At 71.5% G+C, this 15,353-nt stretch carries 15 protein-coding genes; 11 read left to right on the top strand and 4 right to left on the bottom strand.

What is annotated here, in order from left to right:
* Nucleotides 1-4 precede the first annotated feature (4 nt).
* From ACGFYY_RS24965 to ACGFYY_RS24950, 4 genes are all read right to left on the bottom strand, one after another.
* Nucleotides 5-406, bottom strand: coding sequence for a WXG100 family type VII secretion target (locus tag ACGFYY_RS24965; RefSeq protein WP_393712512.1), 402 nt, complete (start codon nucleotides 404-406; stop codon nucleotides 5-7).
* A 193-nt stretch (nucleotides 407-599) separates the two neighbouring features.
* Nucleotides 600-1,739, bottom strand: a complete 1,140-nt coding sequence (locus ACGFYY_RS24960) for an MAB_1171c family putative transporter (RefSeq protein WP_393712510.1) — start codon at nucleotides 1,737-1,739, stop codon at nucleotides 600-602.
* Entirely contained in the window at nucleotides 1,736-2,251 is a 516-nt protein-coding gene (locus ACGFYY_RS24955; protein ID WP_393712508.1) for a hypothetical protein, read from the bottom strand. Before ACGFYY_RS24955 ends, ACGFYY_RS24960 begins: the two co-directional genes overlap by 4 nt.
* A gap of 74 nt (nucleotides 2,252-2,325) precedes the next feature.
* A complete protein-coding gene (locus ACGFYY_RS24950; RefSeq protein WP_365270621.1) occupies nucleotides 2,326-2,799 on the bottom strand; it encodes a helix-turn-helix domain-containing protein in 474 nt (157 codons plus the stop codon).
* A gap of 326 nt (nucleotides 2,800-3,125) precedes the next feature.
* On the opposite strand from ACGFYY_RS24950, the gene ACGFYY_RS24945 reads away from it, so the two are divergent.
* From ACGFYY_RS24945 to ACGFYY_RS24895, 11 genes are all read left to right on the top strand, one after another.
* Nucleotides 3,126-3,599, top strand: coding sequence for a GntR family transcriptional regulator (locus ACGFYY_RS24945; protein WP_393712506.1), 474 nt, complete (start codon nucleotides 3,126-3,128; stop codon nucleotides 3,597-3,599).
* Between the two features lie 257 nt (nucleotides 3,600-3,856).
* On the top strand, nucleotides 3,857-3,976 hold the full coding sequence (locus ACGFYY_RS24940; protein ID WP_107069644.1) for a keywimysin-related RiPP: 120 nt from the start codon (nucleotides 3,857-3,859) through the stop codon (nucleotides 3,974-3,976).
* 127 nt (nucleotides 3,977-4,103) lie between these two features.
* Nucleotides 4,104-5,774: an asparagine synthase-related protein gene (locus tag ACGFYY_RS24935; RefSeq protein ID WP_393712503.1), complete on the top strand. Its 1,671-nt coding sequence runs from the start codon at nucleotides 4,104-4,106 to the stop codon at nucleotides 5,772-5,774.
* 12 nt (nucleotides 5,775-5,786) lie between these two features.
* A complete protein-coding gene (locus ACGFYY_RS24930) occupies nucleotides 5,787-6,038 on the top strand; it encodes a lasso peptide biosynthesis PqqD family chaperone (protein WP_393712501.1) in 252 nt (83 codons plus the stop codon).
* Entirely contained in the window at nucleotides 6,035-6,475 is a 441-nt protein-coding gene (locus ACGFYY_RS24925; protein ID WP_393712499.1) for a lasso peptide biosynthesis B2 protein, read from the top strand. Before ACGFYY_RS24930 ends, ACGFYY_RS24925 begins: the two co-directional genes overlap by 4 nt.
* The gene (locus ACGFYY_RS24920) at nucleotides 6,472-8,349 is read left to right on the top strand and encodes an ABC transporter ATP-binding protein (protein WP_393712497.1); all 1,878 of its coding nucleotides are present in this window, start codon (nucleotides 6,472-6,474) and stop codon (nucleotides 8,347-8,349) included. Before ACGFYY_RS24925 ends, ACGFYY_RS24920 begins: the two co-directional genes overlap by 4 nt.
* The gene (locus ACGFYY_RS24915; RefSeq protein WP_393712494.1) at nucleotides 8,346-8,666 is read left to right on the top strand and encodes a response regulator transcription factor; all 321 of its coding nucleotides are present in this window, start codon (nucleotides 8,346-8,348) and stop codon (nucleotides 8,664-8,666) included. The genes ACGFYY_RS24920 and ACGFYY_RS24915 overlap by 4 nt, the downstream gene beginning before the upstream one ends.
* A 164-nt stretch (nucleotides 8,667-8,830) precedes the next feature.
* Complete coding sequence (locus ACGFYY_RS24910) at nucleotides 8,831-9,016, top strand: FDLD family class I lanthipeptide (protein WP_365270600.1); 186 nt, start codon at nucleotides 8,831-8,833, stop codon at nucleotides 9,014-9,016.
* Between the two features lie 141 nt (nucleotides 9,017-9,157).
* The gene (locus tag ACGFYY_RS24905) at nucleotides 9,158-10,456 is read left to right on the top strand and encodes a lanthionine synthetase C family protein (RefSeq protein WP_393712492.1); all 1,299 of its coding nucleotides are present in this window, start codon (nucleotides 9,158-9,160) and stop codon (nucleotides 10,454-10,456) included.
* Entirely contained in the window at nucleotides 10,453-13,569 is a 3,117-nt protein-coding gene (locus tag ACGFYY_RS24900) for a lantibiotic dehydratase (protein WP_393712490.1), read from the top strand. The genes ACGFYY_RS24905 and ACGFYY_RS24900 overlap by 4 nt, the downstream gene beginning before the upstream one ends.
* Complete coding sequence (locus ACGFYY_RS24895; protein WP_393712487.1) at nucleotides 13,566-15,353, top strand: ABC transporter ATP-binding protein; 1,788 nt, start codon at nucleotides 13,566-13,568, stop codon at nucleotides 15,351-15,353. Before ACGFYY_RS24900 ends, ACGFYY_RS24895 begins: the two co-directional genes overlap by 4 nt.

Raw genomic sequence — 15,353 nt, 5'->3', positions numbered from 1 at the left:
CTCGTCACAGATCCTGCAAGCGACTCGTGCGCGGCGCGGGGGGCGGGCTCTCGGTGTTGGGGGTCGAGAGCTCGGCCGCCTCCCTGTCCACGTCCACGGACTTCTGGATGCGCCTGAAGGCGGCCAGAATGTCGAGCTCCTGCTCGGTGAACCCGTCTCGGCTCATTCGCACGGCCGCTTCGATCAGTTTCATGAGTTCACGGATGCGGACCGCCTCCTTGGCGGCCTCACGATGCCGCCGTCGGTAGGCCTTGGCCGCGGGCCCCCGCCAGCGGGCTTCGATCGTGTCGACAACCGTGTCCATGCGCTTGACCTGCCGGTCCAGGTAGCGCTGCATTTCGTCGAGGTCGTCGGCAAGTTTGGTCAAGTGTCCACTGTTCACTTGCAAGTTGGGATCTGCCGTCATGCATCCGCCCCCGTACCCCGACGACCGCTCACTGCTCAGTTGCGTACTACTTCGTTGTTCAGCCGCGCAGTTGCGCCGTTGCTCAGCAAAGCGTGCACCACTCGCACTCTAACAAGCAGCGCCACAGGGGGCGGCGTCGCCCGTATGACCGCCGGCTGCTCCCGCAGCACGTTCTCCGAGCGCGCGGCGGCATTCAGCGGGGCGCTGTCAAGGCTTCCGAGAGTCGGATCAGTTGCCGCACGTCGCTCTCCAGGCCGTCGTCGCCCTCGCCGGGCAGAGCGACCGGGACGGCCTCGGAGGGGGCGTCCTCCCCGGAGGCGTACGCCCGCAGCGCGCTCCGTAGATGGCGCGCCGCGACCTCGGGCGTGAGCGGTACGTCGGCGTCGGCCGTGGCCGCCTCCAGCGCCAGGTAGGGGCTGATCCGGACGAGGCCGTCCCGGCACTCGATGACCCGTCGGTAGTAGCGTCGGTGCACGCTCCGTGGATTCAGCACGTCCCAGCGGTGGCCGGCCGGCGTGCGCTCCAGCGCGTCCTCCGGGAACGCCCGGTGCAGGGCCGCCCAGAGAGGCGCCAGTCTGCGGTAGGCGCGCCCGTGGTGCCACCACAGACGGATGCTGGCCCAGCGCGTCACCAGTCCCGGGTAGACCACGCCCGCCACGAAGAGCGGGATCGCGAGGTCGAGCAGGAGCTTCGCCCCGATGATCACCGGACGGGGCACACCGCCGTCGAGCAGGCGCACGAGCGTCACACACTCCCGTACCGCCGAGGCCGGCACCATGGCGGACAGCGCGGCGACCACCATGCGCAGCCCGGTCACCAACGGCCGGCTCGCCAGCTTCGCGTACCGCACCGTCCAGAACAGCGCCGCCGCCAAGGCGTACGTGAGGTAGGCGCCGGCCGAGAGGTAGAAGACCGCGACACCGGGGACCCTCATGTCGGCGGTCGCGTAGGTGTGGGCCCGCTCGACGTGCGGCGTCACCGCCATGGCCGCGGAGGCGACCACCGCGGTCGCGGCGAACGGCACCAGATGCCATCGCACCCGTGTCCGGGCCGTGGCCGGGTCGGACGCCGAGTGGATGAAGAAGCACCCGAGGAAGTACACGGCCCCGAGCAGGCAGAGATTCTGCAGCAGCTTCCCGGCCCCGTCCCCGGTGAGCCCGTCGACGAATCGGACGACCGCGGGCAGGCCGAACGGGAAGGACAGCCCCGCGCTGAGCATGCAGAGGAAGACGGCGCGCAGCAGCCGGTCGGAGGGAGCGCGTACGACCTGCCGCCCCGTCCAGAGCAGCGCGCCGTACAGGACGACGGCGAGCAGCAGGGACAACACGCTCACAACCACCCCTGCCGGTCCGACAGCGCGGTGTGCACCCGTCGGGCCGAGAGGTCGCCGGGCGCGCGGGGCGTGACCCGGTCCAGCACCGACGCCCACTCCAGGATGATGGTGGCGACGAGTTCCGCCTCCCGCTCCCTCTCCTCGGCGTAGGAAGTGCGTCGGAGCGCGCGGTTGATCGCCTCGATCGAGAGGTCCGGCAGCATCTCCTGCCAGACGGCATCCTCGGACTCGTCGCTCCCGTGGTCCGCCAGGATGTGCCCGATCTCGTGGAGCACGATGTGGTCCTGGTGGGCCTGGCTGGTCTCCTTCTGGTAGAAGATGAAGTCGGCCTGCGCGCCCGCGATCCACAGCCCGTACGGGCCGGGGACGGGCAGCGAGTACGGGACCAACCGGATCGACCGGCCGCGGTGCTCGCCGAGGAGCCGGCACAGCTCGGGGACGCGCAAGGGAGCGGTGACGCCGAGTTCCCGGAGGATGCTCCGACATCGTTTACGTAACGCACGTTCGTTCACGAGCCAACTCCGCTGGTGAATCTCCTGGGGCATGGGCCTGGGGGCCTGGAATGCCATCCAACGGGGTCACACCGTCATGATCCAGGACGGTTTAGGCCATCGTCCTGGCCGGGAGCGCCCTCGGCCTGCTCCAGCCGGTAGACCACGTCCAGCAGGTCCATCACCTGCTTGCGGTGCTTATGCGACAACTGCCCCGCCCGCATGGCCATCAGCTTCACGTCGCTGCCCTGCGAGGCCTCGTGCAGCCGCGCCTGTTCGGCGGCGAGGGCCGCGAGCTGCGCCTCGATGCGCGCGGTGGCCGCGTCGTCGACGAAGTAGGCGGTAGGGACCCCGAAGAAGGCTGCCAGTGCCTGGAGATGACGCAGTGTCGGGTTGCTCTTCCTGCTCTTGCGCAGTTGCCAGATGTAGCTCTGGGAGATCGACACCCCGGTGCCCCGGATGGCGGAGGCCACCTGCTCGTTGCTGTACTCGTGGGCGGGATCCGGTCTGACGGTCTCGAAGAGCCGGTTCAGCTTGTCGGCGAAGCCGTGTTCCGGTTCCTCCGGCATGACGTCCCCCCTCCCTGGTCCGGCCAGGCCTGTTCTTCCACTCAGGTGAATCGGTGCAACGTCCACTATGGCCAGGCTGGTTGAAGAGCGTCAAGGTGCGGACTACGGTACGGCTGCACCAGGCCGTCAACCGATGTGAAAGAACCGCGTACCGAAAAGATCGACATGGGTCGATGCCGGACCCGGGGAAGCGACGAAGGCAGCCATCGGCTCCGCACCGACCGCGCGGCAGCCGTCCCTCCGCCCCTCCCCGTCCCCTACCCCGGCGAGCGGACGGCGTGGCGCGAACGCTTGAGCACCACTTGAGCCATAAGGGGGAGCAACACATGTCTACCGCCTCGGGAACGGGGAACGTCGGCCACTTCGGCAGTGCCACCGAAATACCGCTGTACGCCCAGATCCGGGCGAAGCTGCGGGTGGACATCGCCTCGGGCCTCTACCACCAGGGAGAGCACCTTCCGCCCGCCGACCAGCTCGGCAAGGAGTACGGCGTCAACAAGAACACGATCCTCCGCGCGCTGCGGATGCTGCGCAGCGAAGGCGTCGTGGACTTCGGGCGCGGGCGCGGCGCCGTCGTCCTTCCGACCTCCCGCCCGGTGGGCCTCGACGACATCTCCGACCAGCTCCAGCGGGTCGTCAACCTCGCGGACGTCTCCGGTATCCCTCGTGCCGCGATCATCTCCGCGATCGAACGGATGCCGAGAATGGCCCCCCGTCGCGGGAGGGCGATGCGGCGTGGGTTGCCGGCGGTGCGGGGCCACCGGCCGGGATGGAGCCAAGGAAGCTCATGCGGAGAGTGACCAACAGCCCAAGAAGACCACGCCGATCACGCCCGCCCGGATCGGCGAGGCTCTCTGCCTCCGATCCTCCCCTGCCAGGTGACGGGCCCTGACGAGGGTCGCCGGGTGGCCCGGCCGCCCGGTCGCGGACCGTGTCGGGCACCGGTCGCTCCTTGAGCGGTGGGGGGTCGGCGGCCGAGGATCTTTCCGGGCGGCCACCGAAATCCCGGGAAACGGGGTCGTCCCGTCAGAAACCCACGCGAGAAGGGATGAGAACCATGGCGAAGAAGGTCTACGAGGTTCCGGCGCTGTCCAAGGCCGGCGACTTCCGCAAGGACACCGGATTCCTGAAGCGCGGGCCGCACGAGCCCAAGGTCCGTCTGCCCCTGGGCTGGTAGTCCGATGACAAGCCACGGCGAGGGATGGTTCGCGCTGTTTCCGGACTGTGAGGCCGCCCTCGCCGTGGCCTCCCGATCGGGTCCGGGCGTCGAACGCACCCTCACGCACCCGTCAGGAAGACCGTTCGTGCTGGGCGACTGGGCCACCTCCGTCCAGGCCCGCAACGACCACGGACTCTTCGTCGCCCTCATCGGGCACACGCCCGTCGGCGCACCCGAACTCGGCGCGCACATCGCCGGGGTCCGTGAACCCGGCGCGGTCCATCGGATCGCCGCGCGCTTCCCGGGCGACTTCCACGTCATCGCCGAGGCGCACGGCGAGATCCACGCGCACGGCACCGCCTCGGGGATGCGCCGTCTCTTCCATGCCACCGAGAACGGCGTCACCGTCGCCGCCAACCGCGCCGACGTCCTGGCCGGGCTGTTCGACGCGCCCGTCGACGACGACGTCCTCGCCCTGCGTCTGCTGGACTTCGTCCCGCACCCGCTGGGTGATGTCCCGCTCTGGCGCGGTGTGCGCTCCGTACTCCCCGGCGAGTTCCTCCGCTTCGGCCGCTCCGCCCCCCGTACGGTCCGCTGGTGGGAGCCCCCGCGGACACAGGTCCCGCTCGCCGAGGGCGCGCAGGCGCTCCGTACGGCGCTGGAGGAGGCCGTGGGTCTGCGGGTGGACGTCGCCGGAAGCGTCAGCGCCGACCTCTCCGGCGGCCTCGACTCCACCACCGTCTGCGCCCTCGCCGCCGGCGTGAGCACCGCACCGATCCCCGCGCTCACCATGCCCAGCAGGGACCCGGGCGACGACGACGTGCACTGGGCCCGGCTCGCCGCCGCCGAGATCGACGGCCTGGAGCACCTCCTGCTCGACATCGACGAGATCCCGCTCTTCTACAGCGGCCTGCTGGACGTGCGCGGGCCCGTCGACGAACCCCTCCCCACCCTCCTCGACCAGCCGCGCCAACTGGTCGGCCACGACGCGCTCCTCGCCGGCGGGTCGCGCCTCCACCTCACCGGCATGGGCGGCGACCACGTGCTGTGGGGACATCCCGCCCACCACCGCGATCTGCTGGCCACCCGTCCGCTCACGGCCCTGCGCAGCATCCGCGGCTATCGCGCCCAGAACCGCTGGTCGCTGCGCGAGACCCTGTCGGTGCTCGCCGACCGCCGTCCCTACGGGCGCTGGCTCGCGGACGTCGCCGACGACGTCACCGCCCCCCGCGCCGCCCCGCACAGCCCGGACGTCTTCGGCTGGGACATCCCACCCCGCCTGCCGGTCTGGGCCACCGCCGACGCCGCCGCCTCCGTACGCCGAAGCCTGCGGGAGGCCGCCCGTACCGCACAGCCGCGCGGCACGACCCGCGCCCTCCACAACGAGCTCCACACGCTCCACCACGGCACACGGGCCACCCGCGTCCTGCACCAGGTCGCGGAGCACAGCGGACTGCCCCTGGCGAGCCCCTTCCTCGACGACCGTGTCGTCGAGGCGTGCTGGTCGGTCCGCTCCGAGGAACGCGCCACACCCTGGGAGTTCAAACCGCTGCTCAAGAGCGCGATGCGGGGGCGTATGCCCGACGCGTTACTGCGCCGCACCACCAAGGGCGAGGCCTCGGCCGACGCCGCCAACGGGCTGCGGGAGAACCGCGAACGCCTCGCCGAGCTGTGGCGGGACTCCCTGCTCGCCAAGGCCGGACTGGTCGACGCCGACAAGCTCCTGGACATCACCCTGCGACCCTCGTCGCCCGAACTCCGGCACGGCGGCCTCGACGCCACCCTCGCCTGCGAGATCTGGCTCCGCACCATCTGAAGGGGGAAACCCATGCGACTGCGTGAGGACGTGTCCGTGGTGGACACCGACTACGGCAAGGTCCTGCTCGACGGCGGTACGGGTGAGTACTGGGAGCTCAACCCGACCGGTAGTTCCGTGCTGGCCGGGCTGCTCGACGGCATCCCCGCCGACGACATCGCCGATGCCCTGTGCACCGAGTTCGACGTGGACGAGGACAGGGCGCGGACCGATGTGAGCGCCCTGCTCAGCGCCCTGCGCGACGCCCGGCTGGTCCGCCCATGAGCTTCCATCCGGTCCCGGAGACCCATACCGGGACCTCGTTCGCCGAGCGCGCCGGAGCCCGCCTCGCCGTGGCGGTGAGCCGGCCCCTGCTGCTCCTGCCGCCGGCCCGGCTGGGGCGGGTGCTCGGGGTGTTGTCCCGCGGGGCCCGTCCGGCCGGCCACGACCGGACCTACCGGGCCCGACAGGCCGTCACCACGGTCAGCACGGTCTGCGCCGGCCGTGAGGGCTGCCTGCCTCGCTCGGTGGCCACGGCCCTGCTCTGCCGGAGCCGTGGGGAGTGGCCCACGTGGTGCGTCGGCGTCCGCGCCGCGCCGCCCTTCGGCGCCCACGCCTGGGTCGAGGCGGAAGGCCGACTGGTGGGCGAGGAACTGCCCGAGAGCTACTTCCGGAGGCTGATCACCGTGGGCTCCGGAAGCGAGGAGAGGAGCCCCTCATGACCGACCACGCGGATCCGTCCGGCGCTGCGACCGGAACCGGCCGGGGCACCGGGGGCGCGCCGCCTGCCGCGGCGCACCCCGGGGAGGACCCCGCCGGCGGCGACCGCCCGGGCGCCCGTGATCTGCTACGCCTGCTGCGCGGCAGCGGCCGGACCGTGGGAGCCGCGCTCGCGCTGACCGTCGTCGGCACCGCCCTCGGACTGCTCCAGCCGCTGCTGACCATGCGTCTGATCGACCGGGTCTCCGCCGACCGGGCCGTCGCCTCGCTCGTCGTGGCGCTGGCCGCGCTCTTCCTCGTCCAGGCCGCCCTGGAGGCGGCCGGTCAATACCTGTTGGACGTGACCGGCGAGAGCGTGGTCCGGCGCCTGCGCCGCAGCCTCGTCGAACGGCTGTTGTTCGTCCGTCTCCGCGAGCTCGACGGCCGGCGCGCCGGCGACCTGCTCTCCCGGGTCGGCACCGACACGACCATGCTGCGGGACATGGTCGCGGGCAGCTTCGTCCAACTCGTGACCGTCTCCATCACCGGAGTCGGCGCGGCCGCACTGATGCTCTGGATCGACCCCGTCATGTTCCTCGTGGTCGCCGGGACGCTGCTGGTCGCCGCCGTCCTCGTCGCGGGCGTGATGGCCGGCATCCGGACCAGCACCGAACAGGCCCTCGCCGGGGTCGGCGCGATGACCGCCGACCTCGAACGCGCCCTCGGCGGCATCAGGACCGTACGAGCGGCGCGAGCCGAACACAGGGAGGCCGAACGCATCGGCACGGACGTCGACGCCGCCTACGCCGCCGGAGTCCGCTCCGCGAAGCTCGGCTCCGTCGTCGGGCCCGCCATGGAGATCGCGGTCAACGGCTCGTTCCTGCTCGTCCTGCTCGTCGGCGCGGTCCGGGTCTCCGACGGTTCCATGTCCGTCAGCGAACTCGTCGCGTTCCTGCTGTTCGCCACCTATCTCGTCATGCCGCTCGCCGGCCTCTTCAACGCGCTCAGTCTGATCCAGCGCGGCCTCGGCTCGCTCCGCCGGATCGAGGACGTCCTGCGTCTGCCCGTCGAGCAGGACCGGGAGAACGGTGCGCCCGCGCCGCTCCCCTCCCCCGCCCCGTCGGCCGCGCCCCCGCTGCTCGAACTGCGCCGGGTCTCCTTCGCCTACGACGACCGCCCGGTCCTGCGCGACGTCTCGTTCCGCGTGCCGCGCACCGGGCTCATCGCCCTGGTGGGACGGTCCGGCGCGGGCAAGACGACCATCGTCTCGCTCGCCGAGAAATTCCACGAACCGGACGGCGGACACGTCCTCTTCGACGGCGCCGACCTCCAAGGCGTCGACCCGCGCCACCACCGTTCCCGAATCGGTCTGGTCGAACAACACGCGCCGCTGCTGTACGGAACCCTGCGCGACAATCTCGTCTACGCGAAGCCGGATGCCACCGGGACGGAGATCCGAGAAGTGCTCCGGATGGTGAATCTCGAAGAACTCGTGGAACGACTGGCGAACGGACTGGAGACAGAAGTCGGCGACCGCGGATTCAACCTGTCCGGCGGCGAACGCCAACGCGTCGCCATCGCCCGCGCCCTGCTCCCCCGGCCCGAACTCGTCCTTCTCGACGAACCCACGTCGCAGCTCGATCCCATCAACGAACGGGAACTCACCGACGTCCTGCGGGACATCTCCCGGGACCGGGCCCTGCTCGTCGTCGCCCACCGCATGTCCACCGTCCGGGCGGCCGACCGGATCGTCGTCCTCGACGACGGTCGGGTCGGCGCCGAGGGCACGCACGAGCAGCTGCTCGCCGAGGATCCGTTCTATCGCCGGCTGACCACCGACCACCTCACACGGCCTCCCGGCAGGCCCGCCCCAGACAGGAGCGTCGCAGCACCGTGAGCCACACCACCCCCCGAACCTCCGCCGTACGCCGTGCGACCGCCGGTGCCCGCGCCCCGGGCGCACCGCACTGGACGCCGGCCCTCGAACGGGTCGGCCGACTCACCCCGCGCGAACAGGAGACCTTCCTGCTGCTCGCCGAAGGGCTCTCCAACGAGACGATGGCCAGACGGCTGCACGTGACCGAACGGACCGTGCGCGCACACGTGGCCGCGGTCATGGAGAAACTCGAGCTCTCCTCGCGCCTGACCGTCTGCCTGGCCTCCTACGTATTCTCCACGGAGAATACGGACGCCACGGACCGACCCGTTTCCTGAACAATGCACAAAACGTTGCCCGTTCGGGATCAGAGCCCCTCGTGAATATTGTCGCCACGGCCAATGGAACGGCCCCGACAGGTTCGACATGATTTCCCTGGCACCGAAAAACTCCGGAGCCCCCGGCGAATTGATTCGCCGGGAAGAATGACGAAAGGAATGACATGTCCGACGCATTCGACCTGGACGCCCGGATCTCCGCCCCCGCCGGCCCCGCCGGTGAGCAGGCGCCGCCGCCGTCCATCTCGGGGATCGCCACCCGCACGGTCTGCACCCGGGTGACCTGCCAGGCCAGCAAGACCTGTGTCTGCACCTCGATGTGCACGATCTTCTGCGTGGGCGGCAAGTAACCACGGGCGAAATCCCGACGGGTGCTGCCGTGGTCGAGACACGGCAGCACCCGTCGTCGCAGAGCGAGAGAAGCACGCCGAACAGACAGGGGCCCGACCACCATGCACCTCACCCGACACGGTACCGAAGCCTGGGCCGGCGTGGCAGACGACGACCTCGTGAGCCGCGCGCGGACTGCCGTCCGGCAGGTCCTGCGGGAAACCGTCACCACCACCCAGGTCGACGACCTCGCGCTCCGCGCCTTCGAGCAGAGCGACACCACCGGCGCCTGGTATCCGCCGAGTCTCACCCACGGCCAAGCGGGTACCGCGCTGCTCCACCTGTACGCCGCCCGGGCCGGGCTCGGTGACCTGGACACGGCCTGCGAGCACATACGCGAGGCGGTCCTCTCCACCCGGACGGAACCTCTGCAGCACCACGGCATGTTCGCCGGCACCAGCGGTCTCCTCCTCGCCCTCGCGGACGTGACCCGCGACGAACCTCGTTTCCGCCCCAGCCTCGACCGGCTGACGGACCAGCTCGCCGAGCAGGTCCTCGCCGCGCCCCCGCACCGCACCGAAGGGGCCGTCAGCGACCTCGACTACGACCTCGTCACCGGGGCCGCCGGCACCCTCGCCCAGCTGAGTTCCGTACCCGACCCCTCCGAACGGGTCGGCGAGGCGGCCGCCCTCCTCGCCGACCACCTCATCTGGCTCGCCGAATCCGCCGAGACCGAGGGCACCCCGTACCGCCTGCTCATCGCGCCCGCCCACTACCCGCCCGTCGGCGACTACCTCACCAAGTACCCGCACGGGTACCTCAACCTCGGCATCTCGCACGGCGTCCCCGGAATCGCCGCGGCCCTCGCCGCCGCCTGGGCGGCGGGCCACCGACGCCCGGGCCACCTCGAAGCCGTCACCACCCTCGCTCGCTGGATCCGCGCACAGGCGGACATCGACACGTACGGCCCCCGGTGGAGCGACGGTACCCCCGTCGACGAGCACGGTCACGAGGTCTCCGCGGGATGCGTGCACGAGCGGATCGGCTGGTGCTACGGCACCTTCGGCGTCGCCGGGGCGCTCCTCACGGTCGCCGTGGCCACCGGCGACGACGCACTGCGCGCCGAGGCCGTCACCGCCTTCGAGGGCGCGCTCGCCCGGGCCGGGGACCTGCGGCCCCTGTCGCCGACCCTCTGCCACGGGCTCGCCGGACTGGTCATGCTGACCATGGAGTTCGCCCCCTGGAGCACGGCCGCCCGTGACCGGCTGCCGGAACTGGTCGGGGACCTCCTCGACCGCCACGAGCCGGACCGCCCGCTCGGGTTCGCCGACCTGGAGGAGCCCGGTAGGCCCGTCGACGACCCCGGGCTGCTCACCGGTGCCACCGGCGTCGCGCTCACGTTGCTCGCCGCCACCGGCGACCGGCGGCCCGACTGGTTCCGCGCCTTCCTCGGCCGGTGACGCCCGTGACCCCGTACGAGCCCGTCGGCTTCTTCCTCCTGCGCTCCCCGGTCCTGCCCGCCCGCACCTGGCTCGACGTGACCGCGCGGCCCGACGAGACCCCGCAGGCCCTCGTCGACCTCGCCCGCCGTCCCGATGTCACACGCGCCCTGCTCATCGCCAGCGAGGACATGGCCGACAGCCTCGACCGGATCGGCGACCTCAGCGAGAAGCGTCTGCGTCGGTTACGTTCCGGGCTGCTGCGCTACGTCACGCGCATGACGACCCGGCCCACACCCTTCGGAGCCTTCGCCGGCGTGGCGATGGGCGAGTTCGGTCCCGGTACCACCGCCCGGCTCGGGCGGCCGGAGGAGCACCGGCTGCGCGTGCGCGCCGACATGGGCTGGCTGCTCGGGCTGATCGAGCGCCTCGACGAGTCCGACGACCTGCTCCGAAAGCTCCGGCTCGTCCTCAACCCGATGGCGAGCACCGCCGGTGATCGCGTGGTCCTGCCGCAGGCCGACAAGTACGGCCGGCACGACGCCCGCAGCGTACGCATCCGGGCCACGCCCGCCGTCGACCTCGTCATGCGGACGGCCGCCACCCCTGTCCCGTACGACCGGATCACCGCCGAGCTCGCCGCCGCCTTCCCCGACGTGCCCGCCGAGACCGTCGAGGGCCTGGTCCGGCAGATGTGGGACCTCGGCTTCCTCATCAGCGACCTGAGGCCCCCGCAGACCGCGGAGCGGCCCGAGCACCACGTCCTGAAGAGGCTCACCGGTATCCCCGCCGCGCAGGAGACGGCCGACCGGCTCGCCACCGCCGCCGACCTCGCCGACCGGGCGGACGACAGCGCCTCGCTGCGCCGGCTGGCCGCCGCGCAGCACGACCTCGTCCCCGGGCACAAGGGCCGCTCCTACCAGGCCGACATGGCGCTACGGCTGGACGAGCCCGTCCTGAACGCGTCGATCGGGGAGGCGGCGGCCGAGGCCGTCGGGATCCTGGTCCGCCTGAGCTCCGCCCATGGCAGGCGCAACCACCTCACGCGCTACCGCGAGGAGTTCACCGAACGCTACGGCGCCGGTACCCGCGTCCCGGTGCTCGGTCTGCTCAGCCCGGACACCGGGCTCGACGCCCCGCCGTCCTACACCAACCCGCCGCGGAACATCGAACTGCCGATGACGCCGCCCGAGGACACCGCCCGGCTGGACGGCACGCTCGTCGAGTTCGCCCAGCAGGCCTGGTGGGACAGGTCCCTCGAAGTCGAGCTGACCGACGCCTGGCTGGCTCGGCTCACGCCGACCGGGCCGGTGCCCGACCCGCCGCCCGCCATGGAGGTCTACCTCCAGCTGCACGCCGCCGACCGCGCCGCCGTCGACCGGGGGGAGTGGCGGGCCGTCCTGCGCCCCGACAGCCTCACGTACGGCGGCCGCACCTTCGGGCGCTTCAGCGAGTTGCTCGGCGAACCCGCCGTCGAGCGGGTGCGCGGTTACGCCCGCGCCGAGGAGGCGCTCTTCCCCGACGTCGCCTACGCGGAGCTGGCGTTCCTGCCCCCGTACGGCCGTGCGGCCAACATCACCCTGCGCCCCGCCGTCCGGCCGTACGAGATCCCCGTCAACACCACGCCGTCGGTCGGCCCGGACCGGGTCCTGCCGCTCGACGACATCCTCGTCGGCGTCAGCGGGGACCGCTTCCACCTGTGGTCCCGCACGCTCGACCGGGAGGTCGTGGTCGCCCAACACCACATGCTCAACCCGACACTGGCGCCGAACGTGGCCCGGTTCCTGATCGAGGCCTCCCAGGACGGGCACGTCATGCCCTCCGGCTTCCACTGGGGCCCCGCCGAGGCGGCTCCCTTCCTGCCGCGCGTCACGCGCGGGCGGATCGTCCTGCGCCCCGCGCAGTGGCGGATCACCACAGGGCGGGTGGACGCGCACGACAGGGCGGCCGGACCCACGGCACCCGCGGCCGGCACACCGTCCGCGCACCCGCTCGACGACCTCGACGGCTGGCGTCGGCGCTGGAACGTGCCCCGCCACGTCTATCTCGTCGAGGCGGACCAACGGCTGCTGATGGACCTCGACCACCCCGCCTGCCGGGCCGAGCTCCGTACGGAGCTGGACGCGCGCGGCACCGTCGTCCTCCACGAGATGCTGCCGTCCTTCGACGGCATGTGGCTCCAGGACGCCGCCGGCGAGCGCCACGCCGCCGAGGTCGTCGTCCCCGTCCTCGCCCGCGACGCCGTCCGCGCCTCCCGAGCTCCCGTGCCGAGGCAAGGCCGCGAGGTGCCCGTGGAGCGCCATCTGCCCGGCGGCGCATGGACGTTCCTCAAGGTCTACGCGGCTCCCGAGCGGCAGGACGAGATCATCGCGGGCCCGTTGCTCGACCTCGTCGCGGAACTGGGCCAGGAGGGGATCCTGGACCGCTGGTTCTACATCCGCTACGCCGACCCCTTCCCACACCTGCGCCTGCGGGTCCGCGGCACGGACGCCGACCGCATCCTCACCCGGGTCGCCACCTGGGGCCGCGGCCTCGTCACGCGCGGGCTGGCGCTGGACATCGAACTCGCGGGCTACGCACCGGAGATCGCGCGCTACGGCGGCCCGGAGGTCTTCGACGCGGCCGAGCGGGTCTTCACCGCCAACAGCGAGGCCACCGCCCTTCTGCTGTCGCGACAGCCCGACATCAAGCCCGAGTTCCTCGCCGTCGCCGCGCTGGACACCCTCTACGCCCAGTGGGGCGCGCGCACGGACCACCTCGGCGGCCACGAGGAGGCCCACGTCCGGGACACCCGGACACTGTTCCGGGAACACCGCGCCTACCTGTGCGAACTCCTCAGCCCGTGGGATCGCGATCCGCACGAGGAAGGCAGGGCCCACCGGCTGCTCCTCCAGGAGACGTTCGCCGCCCAGGCGCCCGCCGTCGCCGAGATGGCCGGAGCCGTCCGCGAGGCGGCTCGCCGTGGCCTCCTGGTCGGCTCGGAGGACGCCATCCTCGCCAGCCTGGCGCACATGCAGATCAACCGGCTCCTTCCCATCGACCTCGTCCGGGAAGCCCGCAGCCACGCCCTGTGGGCCCATGTGCTGCGCGCCGTCCGCGGCCGCACCGCCGCGAAGGCGAGGGAAGGCCGATGATCTGGCTGCGCGTCAGCGCGCTGTTCTGGCGGCTCAGTCCGTTGCGGGTCTCCGCCTTCACGGGCGTCTCCGTCCTCCTCGCCCTCGTACCGGCGGCGCAGATCGGTCTGGTCGCCGCCGCCGTGCAGGGTGTGGCCGACGCCGTCACCGGCGACCCGGACGCCGGACGGTCGGCACTCCTGGCGGGCGGCGCCCTTCTCGGGGTGGGCCTCGTCAACCATCTCCTGGGCACCTCTCTGCAATACCTCGACACCCTCCTGCGGCTCGAACTCACCGCTCGCATCGGCGAATGGGTGATGCGCAAGGGCACCATGCTCGACCTCCAGCAGTACGAGGACGCCGAGGTCTACGACAAGATGCAGCGCGCCTTCCAGGAGAGCAGCGGAGGCCGCGTCTACCAGGTCTTCACCCAGCTCCTGGAGGTCGCGCGGGAGTTGGTCACCCTGGTGACCGTCAGCGTGGTGCTGTTCTCCTGGAGCCCCTGGATCGCCCTCGCGATCCTGCTGTCGCCGATGCCGTCGGTCGTCTCGTACATGCTCTTCAGCCACAAGGCGTACGAGATCGAGTACGACCGGGCCGCCGACCGGCGACGCCTGTACTACTACCAGCACCTCACCACCACCGACCACTCCTACAAGGAGATCCGCCTCTTCCAGCTCGGCCCCCACCTGGTGGACCTCTACACCCGGCTCGTCCGCACCTTCTTCGACGTCGACCGCCGCCTCGCCCGCCGACAGTCCGTGCTCGGCGGCGTCCTCGGTCTGCTCAGCGTCGTCGCCTCCTCCGGCGCCGTGCTCTGGGCGATCCACACCACCACACAAGCCGGGCAGGTCGGCCAGCTCGCCGGCTACCTGCAGGCCGTCGGTTCGATCCAGGTCTCCGCCCACGGCATGCTGCTCGGCATCGCAGCCCTCTACAAGGACAGTCTCTTCCTCGGCAACCTCTTCGACTTCTTCGCCCTGCCCGAGCGGCAGATCAAGGGCGGGACCCGACCGTTCCCGGACCAACTCCGCAAGGGCATCGAGTTCCGTGACGTCCGCTTCGTCTACCCCGGCACCGGCCGCGTCGTCCTGGACGGCGTCAGCTTCACCCTGCCCGTGGGCGAATGCGTCGCGCTGGTGGGACCGAACGGCTCCGGCAAGACCACCCTGGTCAAGCTGCTCACCCGGCTCTACGAGCCGACGAGCGGCCAGATCCTGGTGGACGACGTCCCGATCGAGGAGTACGACCTGGACGATCTGCAACGCCACATCGGCGTGATCTTCCAGGACTTCATCCGCTACGAGCTGCCCGTCCGCGACAACATCGGCTTCGGCCGCGTCGAATCCCGCGAGGACACGGGGCGCGTCGCCGAGGCGGCACGGGCGGCCGGCGCCGACGGCATCGTCGAGTCGCTGCCCCGCGGCTACGACACCCCGCTCGGCCGCCACTTCGAGGACGGCCACCAACTGTCCGGCGGCCAGTGGCAGAAGATGGCCCTGGGGCGGGCCTTCATGCGCCGCGCCCCCGTCGTCGTCCTCGACGAACCGACGGCCGCCATCGACGCGGAGGCGGAGGCGGAGATCTTCGGCCGACTCAAGGACGTCGCCCGCGGCGCCACCTCCCTGGTCATCGCGCACCGCTTCGCCACCGTCCGGATGGCCGACCGGATCGTCGTCCTGGACAACGGCCAGGTCATCGAGAACGGCGGGCACCACGACCTCCTGAGGGCCGACGGCGTCTACGCCCGGCTCTTCCGTATCCAGGCTTCGGGCTACCTGACCACCGAAGCCGCGTCCCCCTGA

Origin of the sequence: Streptomyces sp. NPDC048331, from assembly GCF_043201215.1 — a bacterium.
Classification (GTDB): domain Bacteria; phylum Actinomycetota; class Actinomycetes; order Streptomycetales; family Streptomycetaceae; genus Streptomyces.
Note: the sequence above shows the minus strand (reverse complement) of the source record. Positions and strands in the feature narration are given on the sequence as shown.

Excerpts from the sequence above, each read along its gene's own strand:
- ACGFYY_RS24965 (WP_393712512.1), bottom strand. The coding sequence starts at position 406 with ATGACGGCAGATCCCAACTTGCAAGTGAACAGTGGACACTTGACCAAA.
- ACGFYY_RS24950 (WP_365270621.1), bottom strand. The coding sequence starts at position 2,799 with ATGCCGGAGGAACCGGAACACGGCTTCGCCGACAAGCTGAACCGGCTC.
- ACGFYY_RS24945 (WP_393712506.1), top strand. The coding sequence starts at position 3,126 with ATGTCTACCGCCTCGGGAACGGGGAACGTCGGCCACTTCGGCAGTGCC.
- ACGFYY_RS24940 (WP_107069644.1), top strand. The coding sequence starts at position 3,857 with ATGGCGAAGAAGGTCTACGAGGTTCCGGCGCTGTCCAAGGCCGGCGAC.
- ACGFYY_RS24930 (WP_393712501.1), top strand. The coding sequence starts at position 5,787 with ATGCGACTGCGTGAGGACGTGTCCGTGGTGGACACCGACTACGGCAAG.
- ACGFYY_RS24925 (WP_393712499.1), top strand. The coding sequence starts at position 6,035 with ATGAGCTTCCATCCGGTCCCGGAGACCCATACCGGGACCTCGTTCGCC.
- ACGFYY_RS24920 (WP_393712497.1), top strand. The coding sequence starts at position 6,472 with ATGACCGACCACGCGGATCCGTCCGGCGCTGCGACCGGAACCGGCCGG.
- ACGFYY_RS24910 (WP_365270600.1), top strand. The coding sequence starts at position 8,831 with ATGTCCGACGCATTCGACCTGGACGCCCGGATCTCCGCCCCCGCCGGC.
- ACGFYY_RS24895 (WP_393712487.1), top strand. The coding sequence starts at position 13,566 with ATGATCTGGCTGCGCGTCAGCGCGCTGTTCTGGCGGCTCAGTCCGTTG.